The organism is Streptomyces massasporeus, from assembly GCF_014648995.1.
Classification (GTDB): domain Bacteria; phylum Actinomycetota; class Actinomycetes; order Streptomycetales; family Streptomycetaceae; genus Streptomyces; species Streptomyces massasporeus.
This window is the reverse complement of the sequence record NZ_BMSE01000011.1, coordinates 114,129-131,127: the sequence shown is the minus strand read 5'-3', so window position 1 is coordinate 131,127 and position 16,999 is coordinate 114,129. Positions and strand designations below refer to the sequence as shown.

Genomic DNA, 16,999 nt, shown 5'->3' with positions numbered 1-16,999 from the left:
CGTCCGCACGTCACCTTAGGTTCAACGGTGCGGCCGGAGATTCACCCGCCCGCCGTCACCGCCACCTCGCGCGCCCACCGATAGTCCGCTTTGCCGCTCGGCGACCGCTGGATCGACTCCGTGATCACCAGCTGGCGCGGGATCTTGTATCCGGCGAGCCGGTCGCGGCAGTGGGTCTGTATGTCCTGGAGCGAGGGCGGCGCCGCGCCCGCGCGCAGTTGGACCACGGCCGCCACATGGTGGCCCCACTGGGCGTCCGGCACCCCGGCCACCAGCGCGTCGTAGACGTCCGGATGGGACTTGAGGGCCTGTTCGACCTCCTCCGGGTACACCTTCTCGCCGCCGGTGTTGATGCACTGCGAGCCACGGCCGAGGACGGTGACCACGCCCTCCTCGTCGACGGTGGCCATGTCGCCGAGCAGCACCCAGCGCTCGCCGTCCTTCTCGAAGAAGGTCGCGGCGGTCTTGGCCGGGTCGTTGTAGTAGCCGAGCGGCACGTGTCCGCACTGGGCGACGCGGCCCACCTCGCCGGCCGCCACCGGCTCGCGGGTGGCCGGGTCGACCACCTGGGTGCGGGCGTTGACCCGCACCCGGAAGCCCCGCTCCGGGCCGGAGTCCTCGGTCGCCGTCCCGTTGAAGCCCGACTCCGAGGAGCCGAAGTTGTTCAGCAGCATGGCGTTCGGCACCAGCTCCCGGAACTGCCTGCGCACCGTGTCCGACATGATCGCGCCGGACGACGACACACTGAACAGCGACGAGCGGTCGATGTGCCGCAGCGGTCCGCTCAGCGCGTCGATCAGCGGCCGCAGCATCGCGTCGCCCACCAGCGAGATGCTGCTGACCCTCTCCTTCTCCACGGTCCGCAGCACCTCCTCGGGCACGAACTTGCGGTGGATCACCACCCGCTGCCCGAAGTTGAAGCCGATGAACGCGGTGAGGGTGGAGGTGCCGTGCATCAGCGGAGCGGTCGGGAAGAAGGTGATCCCCGCACCGCCGGCCGCGACCCGCTCCGCCAGCTCCTCCGGCTTCTTCACCGGTTCACCGGTCGGGGCACCGCCGCCGAGGCCCGCGAAGAAGAGGTCCTCCTGCCGCCACATCACCCCCTTGGGCATGCCGGTCGTGCCCCCGGTGTAGATGATGAACTGGTCGTCGGCCGAGCGGGCCGGGAAACCCCGCCCGGGCGCCCCCAGGGCCTCCACCTGTGCGAACTCCACACAGGCGATCTCCGCCGCCCCCGGCGCCGGATCCCCCACCCGGATCAGATGCCGCAGCTTCTCGGCCCGGGGCCGCGCCGCGGCCACCCGGTCGGTGAACTCCGCGTCGAAGACCAGCGCCGCCAGGTCCGCGTCCCGGTAGAGGTACACCAACTCCTCTTCGACGTAGCGGTAGTTGACGTTGACGGGAACGATCCGCGCCTTCAGGCAGCCGAGCACCGTCTGCAGGTACTCCACACCGTTGTAGAGGTGGAGCCCGAGGTGCTCGCCGGGCCGTATCCCGCTGTCGAGCAGATGGTGGCCGACGCGGTCGGCCGCCGCGTCGAGCTCCGCGTACGTCAGGCGGCGCTCCGCGCCCGTGCCCGGGTGGTCGGCGTACACCAGCGCCTCACGGCCGGGAACGACGTCGACGACCGACTCGAACAGGTCGGCAAGGTTGTACTCCACCGCTCCTCCTGACCCCGGGCGTGCCTGGTATCGGACGGTTCGCCGGTCATCAGAGCAAAGGGCGGTCCAACTGTGAAGGGCCCGCGCGAAAGAATCTGACTGTCTGTCAGAAAACCCTTGAAGTGCCACCCGCCCTACTGCAACCTGTTCTCGTTCCATGAGAGGGGAGTTCGCCATGGATGGGACGGAACACCTCACCGTGCAGCGCGAAGGCGCCACACTGGTGCTCACGCTCAACCGGCCGGAAGCCAGGAACGCGCTCTCACTGCCGATGCTCGTCGGCCTCTACGACGGATGGCTGGAGGCCGACGCCGACGACTCCGTCCGCTCGGTCGTCTTCACCGGTGCGGGCGGCTCGTTCTGCTCCGGCATGGACCTCAAGGCCCTCGCCGGGAACGGCATGGCCGGCGAGGAGTACCGCGACCGGCTCAAGGCCGACCCCGACCTGCACTGGAAGGCGATGCTGCGCCATCACCGCCCGCGCAAGCCGGTGATCGCCGCCGTCGAGGGGTACTGCGTCGCGGGTGGCACCGAGATGCTCCAGGGCACCGACATCCGCGTCGCCGCGGAGTCCGCGACCTTCGGCCTCTTCGAGGTGAAGCGCGGCCTGTTCCCCATCGGCGGCTCCACCGTCCGCCTGCAACGCCAGATCCCGCGCACCCACGCCCTGGAGATGCTCCTCACCGGCCGCCCCTACAGCGCCCGCGAGGCCGCCGCCATCGGCCTGGTCGGCCACGTCGTCCCCGACGGCACCGCGCTGGACAAAGCGCTGGAGATCGCCGAGCAGATCAACGCCTGCGGCCCACTGGCCGTGGAAGCCGTCAAGGCCTCGGTCTACGAGACCGCCGAGATGACCGAACAGGACGGCCTCGCCGCCGAACTCACCCGCGGCTGGCCGGTCTTCGACACCGCCGACGCCAAGGAAGGCGCCCGCGCCTTCGCGGAGAAGCGACCTGCCGTCTACAAGCGCACGTAGGCGTTGCGCGACCACCGGTCTGCAAGCGCGCGTGGCGCTGCGCCGGAGGTGGCCGGTTCAGAGCTGCGGGTCGTCGGTGGCCGAGCGCGCAGTTCCCCGCGCCCCTGAGGGGGCGCGCCCCGTGCACGCCGATCTCGAAGGAGGCAGGCCCTCGATGTCCGCAGTTCTCAAGGCGCCGCTCGTCGTCGAATTTCCCTTCACCCGCTCCCTCGGGCCCGTCCAGAGCGCGTTCCTGACCGGCCTGCGCGAACGTGTCGTCCTCGGCGTCCGCACCGGCGACGGCCGCACCCTCGTCCCGCCCGTCGAGTACGACCCCGTCACCGCCGAGGAACTCCACGACCTGGTCGAAGTCGCCCCGACCGGTACGGTCACCACCTGGGCCTGGAACCCCGCCCCCCGCCGCGGCCAGCCCCTCACCACCCCCTTCGCCTGGGTCCTGGTCCGCCTCGACGGCGCCGACACCGCCCTCCTCCACGCCCTCGACGCCCCCGGCCCCGCCGCCGTGCACACCGGCATGCCGGTCCGCATCCGCTGGGCCGGCGAACGCACCGGCGCCATCACCGACATCGCCTGCTTCGAGCCCTACGACGGCCGCCGGGCCGAACCGGCGGGCCACACCGGCGAGTTCGAGGCCCCCGTCACCGGCATCGTCGCAGCCGCCCGCCTCGACTACACCTACTCGCCCGGCCGCGCCCAGACCGCCTACATCAACGCCCTCTCCGGCCGGCGCACCATGGGCGAGCGCTGCCCGTCCTGCCGCAAGGTGTACGTCCCCCCGAGGGGCGCCTGCCCCACCTGCGGAGTGGCGACATCCGAACAGGTCGAGGTCGGCCCGCGCGGCACCGTGACCACGTTCTGCATCGTCAACATCAAGGCGAAGAACCTCGACATCGAGGTGCCCTACGTCTACGCCCACATCGCCCTCGACGGCGCCGGCCTGGCGCTGCACGGCCGGATCGGCGGCATCCCCTACGACGAGGTCCGCATGGGCCTGCGCGTCGAGCCCGTGTGGACCGACGGCGCCCGCTACCCCGACCACTACCGGCCCACCGGTGAACCCGACGCGGACTACGACACCTACAAGGAGCTGCTGTGACGAGCGCACCGCGGGACCGCGAGATCGCCGTCGTCGCCTTCGCCCAGACCGTCCACCGGCGTACCAGCGACGAGCTCTCCGAGGTGGAGATGCTGATGCCGGTGCTGCACGAGGTCCTCGACTCCACCGGCCTGAAGACCGCCGACATCGACTTCACCTGCTCCGGCTCCAGCGACTACCTCGCCGGTCGCGCCTTCTCCTTCACCCTCGCCCTCGACGGTGTCGGCGCCTGGCCCCCGATCTCCGAGTCGCACGTCGAGATGGACGGCGCCTGGGCCCTGTACGAGGCATGGACGAAACTCCTCACCGGCGACGCCGACACCGCCCTGGTCTACGCGTACGGCAAGTCCTCGCCCGGCTCCGTCCGCGACGTCCTGACCCGCCAGCTCGACCCCTACTACGTGGCGCCTCTCTGGCCCGACTCCGTGGCACTCGCCGCCCTCCAGGCACAGGCCCTCATCGACGCCGGCGACACCGACGAACCCGCCCTTGCCGCCGTCGCCTCCCGCAACCGCGCGGCGGCGACCACCAACCCCCACGCACAACTGCGCGGCCCCGTGCCGCAGGGCGACCACCTCGTACAGCCCCTGCGCACCGGCGATTGTTCGCCCATCGGCGACGGCGCCGCCGCCGTGATCCTCGCGGCGGGGGACCGGGCCCGTGAACGGTGCGCACGTCCCGCCTGGATCCGCGGCATCGACCACCGCATCGAGGCACACGGCCTCGGCGTGCGCGACCTGACCGACTCGCCGTCCACCCGCCTGGCCGCCGAACGGGCCGGAGCCTTCGAACGGCCCGTCGACACCGCCGAACTGCACGCACCCTTCACCGCACAGGAGATCGTCCTGCGCAAGGCCCTCCGGCTGGGCGAGGACGTGGACGTGAACCCCTCCGGCGGAGCCCTCGCCGCCAACCCGATCATGGCCACCGGCCTGATCCGCATCGGCGAGGCCGCCGCCCGCATCCACCACGGCGCGTCCGACCGCGCCCTCGCCCACGCCACCTCCGGCCCCTGCCTCCAGCAGAACCTGGTCGCCGTACTCGAAGGGGAACCCCGATGAGCAAGGAGCCCGTGGCCGTCGTCGGCATCGGCCAGACCAGGCACGTCGCCGCACGCCGGGACGTCTCCCTCGCCGGACTGGTCCGGGAAGCGGCCCGGCGAGCGCTCCGGGACGCCGAGCTGACCTGGGCCGACATCGACGCCGTCGTGATCGGCAAGGCCCCCGACTTCTTCGAGGGCGTCATGATGCCGGAGCTCTACCTCGCCGACGCCCTCGGCGCCGTCGGCAAACCCATGCTCCGCGTGCACACCGCCGGCTCGGTCGGCGGCTCCACCGCACTCGTCGCGGCGAACCTCGTCGCGGCCCGCGTCCACACCACCGTCCTCACCCTCGCCTTCGAAAAGCAGTCCGAGTCCAACGCCATGTGGGGCCTGTCCCTGCCGATCCCCTTCCAGCAGCCCCTGCTCGCCGGCGCCGGCGGATTCTTCGCACCGCACATCCGCGCCTACATGCGCCGCAGCGGAGCGCCCGAGACGGTCGGCGCCCTCGTCGCCTACAAGGACCGCCGCAACGCGCTCAAGAACCCCTACGCCCACCTGCACGAACACGACATCACCCTCGACAAGGTCATGGCCTCGCCCATGCTGTGGGACCCGATCCGCTACTCGGAGACCTGCCCCTCCTCCGACGGCGCCTGCGCCATGATCCTCACCGACCGCGCCGGAGCCGCCCGGGCTCCGCGCCCGCCCGCCTGGATGCTCGGCGGCGCGATGCGCAGCGAACCGACCCTCTTCGCCGGCAAGGACTTCGTCTCCCCGCAGGCCGGGCAGGACTGCGCCGCCGACGTCTACCGGCAGGCCGGGATCACCGACCCCCGCCGCGAGATCGACGGCGCCGAGATCTACGTGCCGTTCTCCTGGTACGAGCCCATGTGGCTGGAGAACCTCGGCTTCGCCGGCGAGGGCGAGGGCTGGAAACTCACCGAGGCGGGTGTGACCGAACTGGACGGGGACCTGCCCGTCAACATGTCGGGCGGCGTGCTGTCCACCAACCCCATCGGCGCCTCCGGCATGATCCGCTTCGCGGAAGCCGCCCTCCAGGTGCGCGGGCAGGCCGGAGAACACCAGGTGGACGGGGCTCGCAGGGTCCTCGGACACGCCTACGGCGGCGGATCGCAGTTCTTCTCCATGTGGCTGGTGGGCGACCGGCCCCCGGACTCCTGAAAGGTCCGCCTCACGTGCCCTGTTGGCTGTGGGACACGATCGCTAGGCTGGCCGCGGACGACGAACCGGGAGGAGCACGGACGTGGCCGAGACCACCACCCAGCAGCGCCCGCTCACGGGCTGGGACAAGCCGGAGCTGGACCTCACCAACGCACAGTGGCAGTCCAGCAGCCAAGGGCGGGGGGATGTCCAGATCGCCTTCGTGGAAGGCTTCATCGCCATGCGGAACAGTGCCCGCCCGGAGAGCCCTTCGCTGATCTTCACGCCCGCCGAGTGGGGCGCGTTCGTGTCGGGAGCGCGGGAAGGAGAGTTCGACCTCACCTGAGGGCGGGGACGACCCGTTCCGGACGGCCGGGATCCGACGGCCGATCCGGGGGGTGTTCCGCCCGCATTTCCGGACACGCGACCTGAGGCATCTTCCCGGAGCCACCGCCTGAGTCAGGCTGGCCCCCGGGAGGGGACGGTCGAATCCCGGAGGTGAGGACCCCATGAGCACCCTGCCTGTCGTCGCGGCGGTCGACGGTTCGGACGACAGCCTGCGCGCCCTGGAGTGGGCCGTCGACGCCGCTCGTCGGCGCGCGGCACCCCTGCGCGTGGCGCACGTACGCCAGTACGCCCACTGGGTACAGCCCGAGGTGCTCGCCGCCGGGCCCGCGGACCCGCAGGACGACTCCGTACTCGACCAGGTCCGCACCCATCTGGAGGGCCGCCCCGACCAGCCGGACACGGAGTACGTGGGCCTGGTGGGCGCGGCCGGTGCGGTCCTGCCCGAGCTGGGCTCCGGCGCCCAGCTGCTGGTGCTCGGCTCCCGGGGCCGCGGCGGCTTCGCCAGCCTGGTGCTCGGCTCGAACAGCATGGCCGCCGCCCGCGACGCCGAGTGCCCGGTCGTCGTGGTGCCCCGGCCCGGACGCGAGGTCCACGGCGAGGCACCGGGCGGCCCCGGCTCACCCGTGGTCGTCGGCCTGAAGGTGGACGGCCCCGACGAGGCCACGCTCGAGTTCGCCTTTGCCGAGGCCACCCGGCGTGGCGCCCGGCTCCAGGCGGTCGCCGCCTACCCGTGGCCCGCGCAGCCCTGGATGATGCCCGGGGAGATGCCTCCGACGATCGTCGACCAGGACGTCATCGAGGACGAGACCCGCGTCCTCGCCGACGGCTTCCTCGCCCCGTACCGCGACCGGCACCCGGACGTCCCGGTCGAGCTGGTCCCGGCGGCGGGCGACGCGGCCGGTCATCTCGTCGCGGCCTCCCGGGACGCCGACCTCGTCGTGGTGGGCCGGCACCGGAGGCGTCTGCTCTCACCCGTCCGCATGATGGGCTCGGTCACCCACGCCGTACTGCTGCACGCCGCCGGCCCCGTCGCCGTGATCCCGCCGTCGCCCGCGGAGGACTGACCCGGCCGTAATGGATCCGGTCGGGCCTATCATTAGCCGCATGCGGGAACCGATCAGCAGGGACGCCCGGCTCGCCCTGGACCTGGCCCTCACCATCCGCCACGACGGCAACGGCGGCGTCACCGACGACCTGACCGACCCGGCAGGCCTGGCCGAGTGGGTCCGGGCACACCCCGAGCTCCTGCCGGGCACCGCGACCGACCGGGCCTGCGATCACCGCGAGGACTCCGCCACCGGCACGGCACCGCGGTCGGCCGAGGGCGCCGGTGGCGGATCCACCGCCGACGCCGCGCAGCTCGCCGCCGTCCGCGAGCTGCGGGCCGCCGTCCGCGCGCTCTTCGCCCGGGCCGTCCGTCCCGCCGAACCGAGCCCCGCGGACGCGGCCCGGCTCATGCCCTGGGAGGAAGCGGTGCGGCACCTGAACGAAGCGGCGGCCCGCACCCCGATCGTGCCGGTCCTGGACTGGCCCGAAGGGGCCACCCCGCTCGTTCACCACCAACCCGTCCGCACAGCCGACGGCCTGACCGCGGCCCTCGCCCACGCCGTGATCGCGTTCCTGGCCGGTCCCGACCGTGACCGGCTGCGGGCCTGCCACGCGCCGCGCTGCGTGCGGTACTTCCTCAAGGAGCACCCGCGCCAGGAGTGGTGCAAGCCCTCCTGCGGCAACCGCGCCCGGGTGGCCCGCCACCACCAGCGGCACAAGGCGACGGCGTAGACCCGGCCGGTACCGTCCGGGTGGCCCGACACCACCCCGCCACAGGACGGCAACCCGGCCCACCCGGTCCGCCGCCCGCCCCGCACTTCGCAGGCCGGGCCACGTACCATGGGCGACATGTCGTTCCTCCGCCGCCGCAGCGCCACTCCCGCCGGGCCCGACTTCGACGTACTGGCCATGGACCCGGGCGACTGGCCCGGCAACCTCGGTGCGGGACTGCTGCCCGCGCCCGACGGGACCTGCCAGGGCGTCTTCCTGCGCTACGACCTGTTCGGCGGCCGAGGCCCCGCGATGATCATCGGCAATCTGCCGGAGGGCTCCCCTGCCCGCGAGGTCGAAGAGGGCCAGGTCCCCTTCGAGGTGGCCCAGCTGCTGCTGGCGCTGGAGAACGACGAGGAGGTCACCGTCGTCAGCACCGAGGACGTACCGGTGATGCAGGGGGACAACCTTCTGATCGTGCGCCGCGTCAAGCTCTCCGAGAGCCGGATCTCCTGCGTGCAGTTCGACCGCAGTGACAACGTCCTGGTGACCATCGCCGCCTGGGACCGTCCCATCACGGACGACCTCTACGCCCTCCTCAAACCGCTCCCGGCGGAACTCTTCCAGCAGGGCTGAGCCGGAACCGATCACACACGGAAGGGCCGCTGGACACCAGATCAGGTGTCCAGCGGCCCTTCCGTCCCCGTCAGCGAGTGCCGACCGCCGCGCGCACGGCGCGCCGGGCCAACTGGCAGTCGTCGTGCAGCCGCCGCAGCAGCAGCCTCTGCTCCTCGCCGGTCGGCGCAGCACCCGGGTGGGCCGTGCCCGGTGCCGCCGGGGTCGCGTCGTGCATCGAACGCTGCACGGCCGTCTCGTAGGTACGGATCTCACGGGTCAGCACCAGCATCAGGTTCACCAGGAAGGCATCCCTGGACGCCGGCCCCGCCGACTGCGCGATCTGGCTGATCTGACGACGAGCGACCGGTGCGTCCCCGAGCACCGACCACAGCGTCGCCAGGTCGTAACCCGGCAGGTACCAGCCCGCATGCTCCCAATCCACCAGCACTGGACCGGCCGGTGACAGGAGAATGTTCGACAACAGCGCGTCGCCGTGGCAGAACTGGCCCATGCCCTGCCGCCCGGCCGCCTGTGCGATGCCGTGCAGCAGCTTCTGCAGGTCGCCCAGGTCCCGGTCGGTGAGCAGGCCCAGCTCGTGGTACCGGGAGATGCGGGCCGCGTAGTCGAGCGGGGCGTCGAACGTGCCCGCCGGCGGCCGCCAGGCGTTGAGCCGGCAGATCGCGCCGAGTGCCGCTCTGATGTCCGCCCGGGGCGGAGCCTCGGCCGGGTGCCGCTGGAGCGCCGCCACCCGGCCGGGCATCCGCTCGATCACCAGGGTGCAGTTGTCCGGGTCCGCCGCGATCAGCCTCGGCGCCCGCACGGGTGGGCGGTGCCGGACGAACGAGCGGTATGCCGCTATCTCGTGGCGGATCCGCTCGGACCAGGCGGGGGAGTGGTCCAGTAAACACTTGGCGACAGCCGTGCTGCGACCGGTCGTGCCGACCAAAAGCACGGACCGTCCGTTGCGGCGCAGGACCTGCACCGGGGCGAACTCCGGGCAGATGCGGTGCACGGAGGCGATCGCCGTGCGCAGCTGCGTGCCCTGGGGGCCGGACAAGTCGAGTCTCCCGCTGAGCGGTTGGGTGCCGAGGACCGCGCCGCGCCGAGCCCTGCCCGCACCGAGCACGGGGGCCGCCGGCCGCGCGGGGGCGAGGTAGGGGCCGCTGTCCGTGGGACGCGGGTGCAGCGACCGGGGCGGTGCGGACACGGAGGACGATGCTGTGTACATGGGCGAAACAGATCCCTTCGTGTGCCTGCGACGACAGCGCACCACCCGGCCCGGACGCCCGGGGGAACCCTGGGGAGTGTCCCCGGCTACCGGGTCGGGGTGGCGCGTTCCTACCTGACACCGGATGGCCGGTGGCACACCATCTGGCGCACCCTGGCGAACCCTGGCGAATAGTCGCCCGGCAAGTCTCCCCGGGCTACTGTCAACTCAGCCGAGAACCTGGGGGCTTGACGTGAGCGGACAACCCAACACCCGGCTCTCGGACCTGTTCGGCCTGGCCGGCTGGTCCAAGGGCGAACTCGCGAGGCTGGTCAACCGGCAGGCGGCGGCCATGGGCCATCCCCAGCTGTCGACCGACACCTCCCGGGTGCGGCGGTGGATCGACACGGGAGAGATCCCGCGCGATCCGGTGCCGCGGGTGCTGGCGGCTCTGTTCACCGAGCGTCTCGGCCGTGTCGTGACCATCGAGGACCTCGGTCTGGTCCGGCACGGGCGCGCGGGGAAACGGCAGGGCGGCGGGAGCGCCGATGCTCCCGACGGTGTGCCGTGGGCGCCCGAGCGGACTGCTGCGGTCCTCACCGAATTCACGGGAATGGACCTCATGCTCAACCGACGCGGCTTGGTGGGCGCGGGCGCCGCGCTCGCCGCGGGATCCGCACTCAGTAACGCCATGTACGACTGGCTGCACTCCGACCCTTCCCTGGCTGCCGACGCCCCCGACCTCGACCACCCCCTGCACGCCGACCCCGCTGGGTTCGACCGTTACGAGGCCGCCCCCATCGGGTCGCAGGAGATCGAGGAACTGGAGCGCTCGGTCGAGGTGTTCCGCGCCTGGGACGCGGCCCGCGGCGGCGGGCTCCAGCGCAAGGCCGTGGTGGGCCAGCTCAACGAGGTGGGCGGCATGCTGGCCTACCGTCACCCACCCCATCTCCAGCGGCGCCTGTGGGGCGTCGCCGCCAACCTCGCCGTCCTCGCGGGCTGGATGTCGCACGACGTCGGCCTGGAGCCCACGGCCCAGAAGTACTTCGTCATCGCCGCGCACGCGGCCAGAGAGGGCGGGGACCGGCCCCGCGCGGGCGAGGCACTGTCCCGCGCGGCCCGCCAGATGGTGCACCTGGGCAGGCCGGACGACGCCCTGGACCTGATGAAGCTCGCCACCTCCGGCTCCGGTGACGAGGTGTTGCCCCGCACCCGGGCGATGCTCTACACCATCGAGGCCTGGGCCCAGGCCGCCATGGGCAAGGGCCAGGCGATGCGCCGCACACTCGGGCGGGCGGAGGACCTGTTCGTCTCCGACAAGGCCGACGTGGCGCCGCCGGACTGGATGCAGACCTTCAAGGAGGAGGACCTCTACGGGATGCAGGCCCTGGCCTACCGTACGCTCGCCGAGTTCGAGCCGGGCGCGGCCGCCCATGCCCAGCACTACGCGGAAAAGGCCCTCGCCCTGCGGGTCGACGGCCGGCAGCGGTCGAAGATCTTCGACTACCTGTCGATGGCGTCGGCCTGCTTCATCGCCGACGACCCCGAGCAGGCGGACCGGTACGCGCGACTGGCCCTGGTGTCGATGGGGTCCAACTCCTCCCACCGCACCTGGGACCGGCTCCGCCAGATGTACCGGCTCACCGCGGAGTACTCGGGTTACCCGAAGATCCAGGAGCTGAGGGAGGAGATCAAGCTCGCCCTGCCGAGGACGAAGGGCCGGGGCGGCAACCGCGCACAGGCCTGAGATTCCTAAGACATGACCCTGGCGGCGAGCACACAGGCGTTGTCCTCGCGCTCGCTCGCACCGAACTCCTCGACCACGGTCCGTACGCAGTCCTCCGCGGTGCGGTTCCCGGCCAGGCGCGGTGCCAGGCCGAGGAGGAGGTTCGCGGCCGCCGACCCGGTGTGCCCGGGTACCAGCCCGTCGGTGTGCAGGAGCAGTAGGTCGCCCACCTGGAGCGTCTCTTCGGCCTGCCCGTAGACGGCGCCCGAGGTGGCGCCGAGCAGGACGCCGTCCGGTGCGTTCAGCGCGCGCCCCGTCCCGTCGCGGAACAGCAGCGGGGCGGGGTGTCCGGCCTGCGCCCAGACCAGGGTGCGGGTGGCGGGCCGGTAGCGGCAGCAGACGGCGCTGCCCAGGGCGGGTTGCACGGTGGCGTCGAGTAACTGGTTCAGCCAGGCCATCAACTGCCCCGGCTGGGCACCGGCCATGGCCATGCCGCGTACGGCACCGAGCAGCATGGTCATGTTCGATGTGACGCCGACCCCCTGGCCGGTGAGATCACCGACGCTGAGGAGCGTTTCGCCGTCGGTCAGTTCGAGCGCGTCGTACCAGTCGCCGCCGATCATCGTGTGCGCGGACGCCGGCAGGTGCCGGGACGCGAGGTCGAGGGTCCTGGGGCCTCGGTGCGGGAGTCGCAGGGAGCCGCGCCACGGCGGCAGCACGGCCTCCTGCAGCTCGACCGCGAGCCGGTGCTCGCTCCGCGCGGCCTCCTGCCGGTGGTGGAGCGAGTCACGGGTCTCGCTCACCACCCGCTGGCTGCGGCGCAGTTCGCTGACGTCGCGCAACACGGCCCACATCGAGGCGGCGCTGCCGTCGGTGTCGAGCACCGGTTCGCCCATCATGTGCACGGTCCGTACGTCGCCGCCCCGGCGGGCGATGCGGAACTCGCCGTCGATGGGACGGGCGTCGACCAGGCAGTTGGTGACCATCGCCGTCAACTTCGGCCGGTCCTCGTCCACCACCAGCGACGGCAGTTCGTCGAGGGTGAGCGGGGGAGCGGCCGGGTCGCGGCCCAGGATCTGGTAGAGCTCCCCGGACCAACGGGCCTCGTCCGTCAGCAGGTTCCACTCGGCGCTGCCGACCCGGCTGAGCAGGGAGCCCTGTGAGGGGGCGGGAGGTTCCGGGGCTGCCGTGGGCAGGGGGCCGTCCCGCAGCTGGGCCAGGTGCTCGTCGAGGTCGCTGAGCTGGTGCAGGGCGAGGTCGTACAGGGCGCGCTGCCAGCGTTCGCGCGGTGGGTCCGAACCTTCTCCCGCGGCGTCGCGGCGCACCGCGTCCACGTCGACCTTGAGCCGCCGCGTCTGCGATATGAGCGCGTCGACCGAGCCCCGTCCGGGCGGCTGGGCGGCTGGACGGTCCGCGGAGAGGTGGGACGGCATGACGCACTCCGATGCGGGGACGGTACGACCAAGGCGGACGGAGGGACCGTTACGACTGTTGCACAGCCCGCGACGCCCTGTAAGGGATTCGGCGACACACGATACGGTGGTGCTTCTGGCATATGCCACCGTCTCGCGGAGTTACTCCGAGGTAGCTGCGGAGTGCGCCACCCGGAGATCCAAGTCGTAGATTACACAGGGCATTTGACGATCCGTCGGGACGGTGGCGTCGGGTTGCTCCGGGTGTTCGACGGCCCTGTGTTCGAGCCCCGTTGCGCAGGAGGCTCCAGGGCCGTCGCGAGCCACCGGGGGAGACCGGCCGGTGCTCGGTCAGTACCGCAGCACCCCGGCCATGCCGTCCGCCTCCCCGAGGGTCCCGTCCGGTACGAAGCGGACGTCGGCGCCGGTCTCCAGGCACTGCTCGACGATCTCGTCCACGATGTCCTCGCGGGAGTCGAGATCGTCGCTCTCGGCGAGGATCAGATGGTCCCCGGCGTCGCGGACCGTCACGCGGTAGTTCTCCTCGACGGCCAGCAGCCGGACGCGGCCGTCCCGGGCGCTCTGCCACAGCTCGTCGACGCCCGCGGCGAACTCCCGCCGCCCGCGGGCCGTTTCAAGGGCGTGGGTCACGGCGTCCGTGCTTCTGCGGGCCTCCGCCTCGACGACCGGGCGCACGGCCTGCCACACGACCTCGGGGGTCCCGTGCGCGAGTCCGCCGTGCGGAATGTGCACGGCGCTGCGGGCGGTGCCGCCGACCTCGTCCAGCAGGGAGAGGGCGGCCGGTTCACCGGTGACGTACAGCTTTCTGGGGTGGTCGCGCAGTACGGCGTTCATCGCGGTGTCGGCCTCGCGGAGGAACTGGCGGGTGCGTTCCTCACGGAACGCGCTCGGGGTGTCGCCGATCCGCTGTTGCCGCTCCGGGTCGAAGTTCTCCACGCGCCGGTTCAGCGGGAAGCCGCCGACGCGGGCCTCGGTGACCCGGTCGACGCCGCCGTTCCACAGGGTGGCGCGGTCCGCGGCGAGCGACAGGACCCAGATGGGGCGCCCGGCCGTCTGTGCGGACACCAGGTTGCGGGTGAGGAAGGTGTCCGAGAGCACCACGCGTTCGGGTACGGGTCTGGCCAGTGACCACACCTGGTGCTCGCCCGGGGCGGCGAAGATCGCCAGGCCGTCCTCGGCGTGGGTCAGGTCGACCTCGGACAGGGCCCGGTCGAGGTGCCCGGCGACCTCGGTGCGTCGTTCGCGGGTGACGGCCGGATCGGCTTCCAGTTGCCTCTTGGCCTCGGCCACCACGTTGCGCAGCCGGACCTGGTCCTGGGCGTTGTAGGGATCGCGCCGGTGTGTCGGCGTCAGCACGGAGACCGCGGGGTAGGGGCGCGGGCGCCGCAGCTCGGCAAGGGTCGCGGGACTCAGAACGCTCTCCATGACAGAACGATAGAGCGAATTCGCCATTAGGGCATTTGGGGCAATCGATCTCACTCGTCGTCGCGGTCGGAGCCACAGGAGCTGCCGTCCGGCGGGAGGGTTCCGTACAGCAGGAAGGCGTCGACCTTGCTGTGCACGCACTTGGACGAGCCGTAGCCGGTGTGGCCCTCGCCCCGGTTGTCGAGCACCACGGCCGACGAGCCGAGCCGCTTGGCGGTCTCCGTCGTCCAGCGGTAGGGCGTGGCCGGGTCGCCCCGGGTGCCGACGAGCAGCATCCTCGGCGTGTCGACGTCCTTGACGTCGTCGCGGATGTAGTCGGTGCCCTTGGGGCGGCCGTAGCACATCAGCACCTGGGTGAGCCGGTAGCGGCCGAAGACCGGTGACGCCTGCTCGTAGCGGGCGCGCAGCCGGCCGAGGTCCTCGGTGACCTGCGCGGCGGCGGGGCGGTCGGGATCGTCCGCGCAGTTGACCGCCATGAGCGCCGCCGGCAGGTTGTCGAGGGGCACGTCGGCCGGGTCGGTGAGTCCGGCGTGCGGGCCGCGCCGCGACGGGAGGGTGAAGCCCCCGGACAGGAACGTCTCCAGGCCGCGCGTGTCACCGTCCTCGAGGAGCTGGCCGATGGCCCGCTGCAGTGAGGGCCACAGCTCCCTGCTGTAGAGGCCCTGCCCGAGGGCGCCCGCGAAGTCCTGGCCGGTGAACGCCTCGCCGAAGTCGGTCGGCAGCGGGTCCTTGTCGAGCGACTCGACCACCTCCACGACGTGTTCCCGGGCTTCTCGCGGATTCCGTCCGAACGGGCAGGCGATGTCCTCGGTGCACCAGGTCAGGAAGCTCTCCAGGGCGGTCTGCTGCCCCTGGGCGCTCACCACGCCCTGGTCGGCCAGCGGCTCGGTCAGCGTGTCGACGCCGTCCAGCACCATCCTGCCGACGTTCTCGGGGTACTGGGCCGCGTACACCGCGCCGAGCCGGCTCCCGTAGGAGAAGCCCAGGTAGTTGAGCTTGTCGTCGCCGAGCGCGTCCCGCACGACGTCCAGGTCGCGGGCGGCGTTGACCGTACCGATGTGGGGCAGGACCGGGCCCGAGTGCTCGGTGCACTCGGTGGCCGCCGCCCGCAGCTCTTCGAGCACGGCCTGGGGGTCGGTCACGTCGGCGTTGCCGTCCGTCGCGTCCAGGGCGCTCTCCGAGGCGTTTCCGCAGCTGACGGGCGAGGAGCGGCCGACGCCGCGGGGGTCGAAGGAGACGACGTCGTAGCCGTTCGTCAGGCCCATGAAGTCCTTGCCGCCCATGGCGAGTTGGGCCACGCCCTGGCCGCCGGGGCCGCCGAAGTTCAGCAGGAGCGAGCCCCGGGACTTGCCGGTGGCCCGGTAGCGGGCGACGGCGATGTCGAGGGTCCCCTTGACCGGCTTGGCGTAGTCGAGCGGGACGGTGACCTTCCCGCACTGGAGGTCCTTGGGCATGTCCATGCCCGGGCATCTCGACCAGGTGACCTTCTGGTCATAGAAGCGGGTGAGGCCGGGCGGCGGGTCGTCGGCGGCCGGCAGTGCCGTGCCCAGCAGGGCCAGCCCGGCCGTGCCGGTGACCGCGCAGCGCCGTATCGAGGGGCGCGTGGACAGCTTGGCCAGCATCGGTGCCTCCAGGGACGCGGGGCGCCCCGCAGCGGACCGGGATCGGCGCCCTCGCTCACCATAAGCGGGCCCCGGAAGCAGCGCCTCCGGGCGGGCGGGGCTCCCGGGGCCCGCATACGAAGGGCTTTACCGCTAGTTCGACAACCGGGCCGCTCGATGGGGTGAAAGGCGGATAAGCCATAACTCGCACCGGATCCCCCGCGTTCTCTCCGGTGCGGGTGAGTGCCCGCGACGATGTCTGGAAGGCAGGGGTCCCATGAGAAGGGTTACCCGAAACGGAGTGATCGCCGTCGCCGCCGCCTCGGGCGCGATGGCCGTGACCGTCCCCGCGTACGCCGGTTCCGGTGCGGAGGGCGCGACGGCCGGTTCGCCCGGGGTGGTCTCCGGCAACACCGTCCAGCTGCCGGTGCACGCTCCGGTGGACGTGTGCGGCAACACCGTGAACGTGGTGGGGCTCCTGAACCCCGCCGCCGGCAACAGCTGCGCGAACCAGGACGACGGGCGGGGCGGACGGCCGGGCCGGTCCGGCGGCGCGGTCGCCGAGAGCGGCGGAACGGATTCACCGGGCGTGATCTCCGGCAACGGCGTGCAGCTGCCGGTCGACCTCCCGGTCAACGTCACGGGCAACTCGGTGAACGTGGTCGGCATCGGCAACGCGTCCACCGGCAACGCGTCCTCGAACACGCCCGGCGACCAGCGCCCTGTGCGCCCCCAGCACCCACCGAAGCCGGTCCCGAAGCCGAGCCCGCCACCCCGGCCGAACCCGGCCCCCGAACCCGCCCCGCGCACCGCCCCGCACGCCAGGGGCGCCTTGGCGCACACGGGCACGGACCACACCCTCCAGGCCGTCGCGGCGAGCGCGGCGCTGGTCGCCGGGGGAGTGGTGCTGCGCCGGAGGTTCCGTCCCGGGGCGGACGGCTGACCCG

At 72.2% G+C, this 16,999-nt stretch carries 15 protein-coding genes; 10 read left to right on the top strand and 5 right to left on the bottom strand.

The window, feature by feature from the left end; all coding sequences use genetic code 11:
- Nucleotides 1-41 precede the first annotated feature (41 nt).
- Nucleotides 42-1,661 carry an acyl-CoA synthetase gene (locus tag IE153_RS23925; RefSeq protein ID WP_189591868.1) on the bottom strand — a complete coding sequence of 540 codons (1,620 nt, stop codon included), beginning with the start codon at nt 1,659-1,661 and terminating at the stop codon, nt 42-44.
- Nucleotides 1,662-1,836: 175 nt separating this feature from the next.
- Here IE153_RS23925 and IE153_RS23920 point away from each other — a divergent pair, with 175 nt between their 5' ends.
- From IE153_RS23920 to IE153_RS23885, 8 genes are all read left to right on the top strand, one after another.
- A complete protein-coding gene (locus IE153_RS23920; protein ID WP_189591867.1) occupies nt 1,837-2,637 on the top strand; it encodes a crotonase/enoyl-CoA hydratase family protein in 801 nt (266 codons plus the stop codon).
- 154 nt (nt 2,638-2,791) lie between these two features.
- Nucleotides 2,792-3,733, top strand: a complete 942-nt coding sequence (locus tag IE153_RS23915; RefSeq protein ID WP_189591866.1) for a Zn-ribbon domain-containing OB-fold protein — start codon at nt 2,792-2,794, stop codon at nt 3,731-3,733.
- Entirely contained in the window at nt 3,730-4,794 is a 1,065-nt protein-coding gene (locus IE153_RS23910) for a thiolase family protein (protein ID WP_189591865.1), read from the top strand. The genes IE153_RS23915 and IE153_RS23910 overlap by 4 nt, the downstream gene beginning before the upstream one ends.
- Nucleotides 4,791-5,957: a thiolase family protein gene (locus tag IE153_RS23905; RefSeq protein WP_189591864.1), complete on the top strand. Its 1,167-nt coding sequence runs from the start codon at nt 4,791-4,793 to the stop codon at nt 5,955-5,957. Before IE153_RS23910 ends, IE153_RS23905 begins: the two co-directional genes overlap by 4 nt.
- Before the next feature lie 82 nt (nt 5,958-6,039).
- Nucleotides 6,040-6,282 (top strand): DUF397 domain-containing protein, encoded by a 243-nt coding sequence (locus tag IE153_RS23900; protein WP_031141375.1) that lies wholly within the window; start codon nt 6,040-6,042, stop codon nt 6,280-6,282.
- A gap of 163 nt (nt 6,283-6,445) precedes the next feature.
- Complete coding sequence (locus IE153_RS23895; RefSeq protein WP_189591863.1) at nt 6,446-7,348, top strand: universal stress protein; 903 nt, start codon at nt 6,446-6,448, stop codon at nt 7,346-7,348.
- A 40-nt stretch (nt 7,349-7,388) separates the two neighbouring features.
- Nucleotides 7,389-8,063, top strand: a complete 675-nt coding sequence (locus IE153_RS23890; RefSeq protein WP_189591862.1) for a CGNR zinc finger domain-containing protein — start codon at nt 7,389-7,391, stop codon at nt 8,061-8,063.
- 117 nt (nt 8,064-8,180) lie between these two features.
- The gene (locus IE153_RS23885) at nt 8,181-8,678 is read left to right on the top strand and encodes a glycosyltransferase family protein (protein WP_142166004.1); all 498 of its coding nucleotides are present in this window, start codon (nt 8,181-8,183) and stop codon (nt 8,676-8,678) included.
- A 70-nt stretch (nt 8,679-8,748) separates the two neighbouring features.
- Here IE153_RS23885 and IE153_RS23880 read toward each other — a convergent pair whose 3' ends face one another.
- A complete protein-coding gene (locus IE153_RS23880; RefSeq protein ID WP_189591861.1) occupies nt 8,749-9,888 on the bottom strand; it encodes an aminoglycoside phosphotransferase family protein in 1,140 nt (379 codons plus the stop codon).
- Between the two features lie 232 nt (nt 9,889-10,120).
- Here IE153_RS23880 and IE153_RS23875 point away from each other — a divergent pair, with 232 nt between their 5' ends.
- A complete protein-coding gene (locus IE153_RS23875; protein ID WP_189591860.1) occupies nt 10,121-11,614 on the top strand; it encodes a DNA-binding protein NsdB in 1,494 nt (497 codons plus the stop codon).
- A gap of 5 nt (nt 11,615-11,619) precedes the next feature.
- Here the strand turns inward: IE153_RS23875 and IE153_RS23870 are convergent, their stop codons facing one another.
- The 3 genes from IE153_RS23870 to IE153_RS23860 all read right to left on the bottom strand — a co-directional run bounded on the left by IE153_RS23870 (nt 11,620) and on the right by IE153_RS23860 (nt 16,073).
- On the bottom strand, nt 11,620-13,026 hold the full coding sequence (locus IE153_RS23870; protein ID WP_189591859.1) for a PP2C family protein-serine/threonine phosphatase: 1,407 nt from the start codon (nt 13,024-13,026) through the stop codon (nt 11,620-11,622).
- 330 nt (nt 13,027-13,356) lie between these two features.
- The gene (locus tag IE153_RS23865) at nt 13,357-14,451 is read right to left on the bottom strand and encodes a baeRF3 domain-containing protein (protein ID WP_189591858.1); all 1,095 of its coding nucleotides are present in this window, start codon (nt 14,449-14,451) and stop codon (nt 13,357-13,359) included.
- Nucleotides 14,452-14,501: 50 nt separating this feature from the next.
- Nucleotides 14,502-16,073 carry an alpha/beta hydrolase gene (locus IE153_RS23860; protein WP_189591857.1) on the bottom strand — a complete coding sequence of 524 codons (1,572 nt, stop codon included), beginning with the start codon at nt 16,071-16,073 and terminating at the stop codon, nt 14,502-14,504.
- Between the two features lie 256 nt (nt 16,074-16,329).
- Between IE153_RS23860 and IE153_RS23855 the strand changes: the two genes are divergently transcribed.
- A complete protein-coding gene (locus tag IE153_RS23855) occupies nt 16,330-16,995 on the top strand; it encodes a chaplin (protein WP_189591856.1) in 666 nt (221 codons plus the stop codon).
- Nucleotides 16,996-16,999 lie beyond the last annotated feature (4 nt).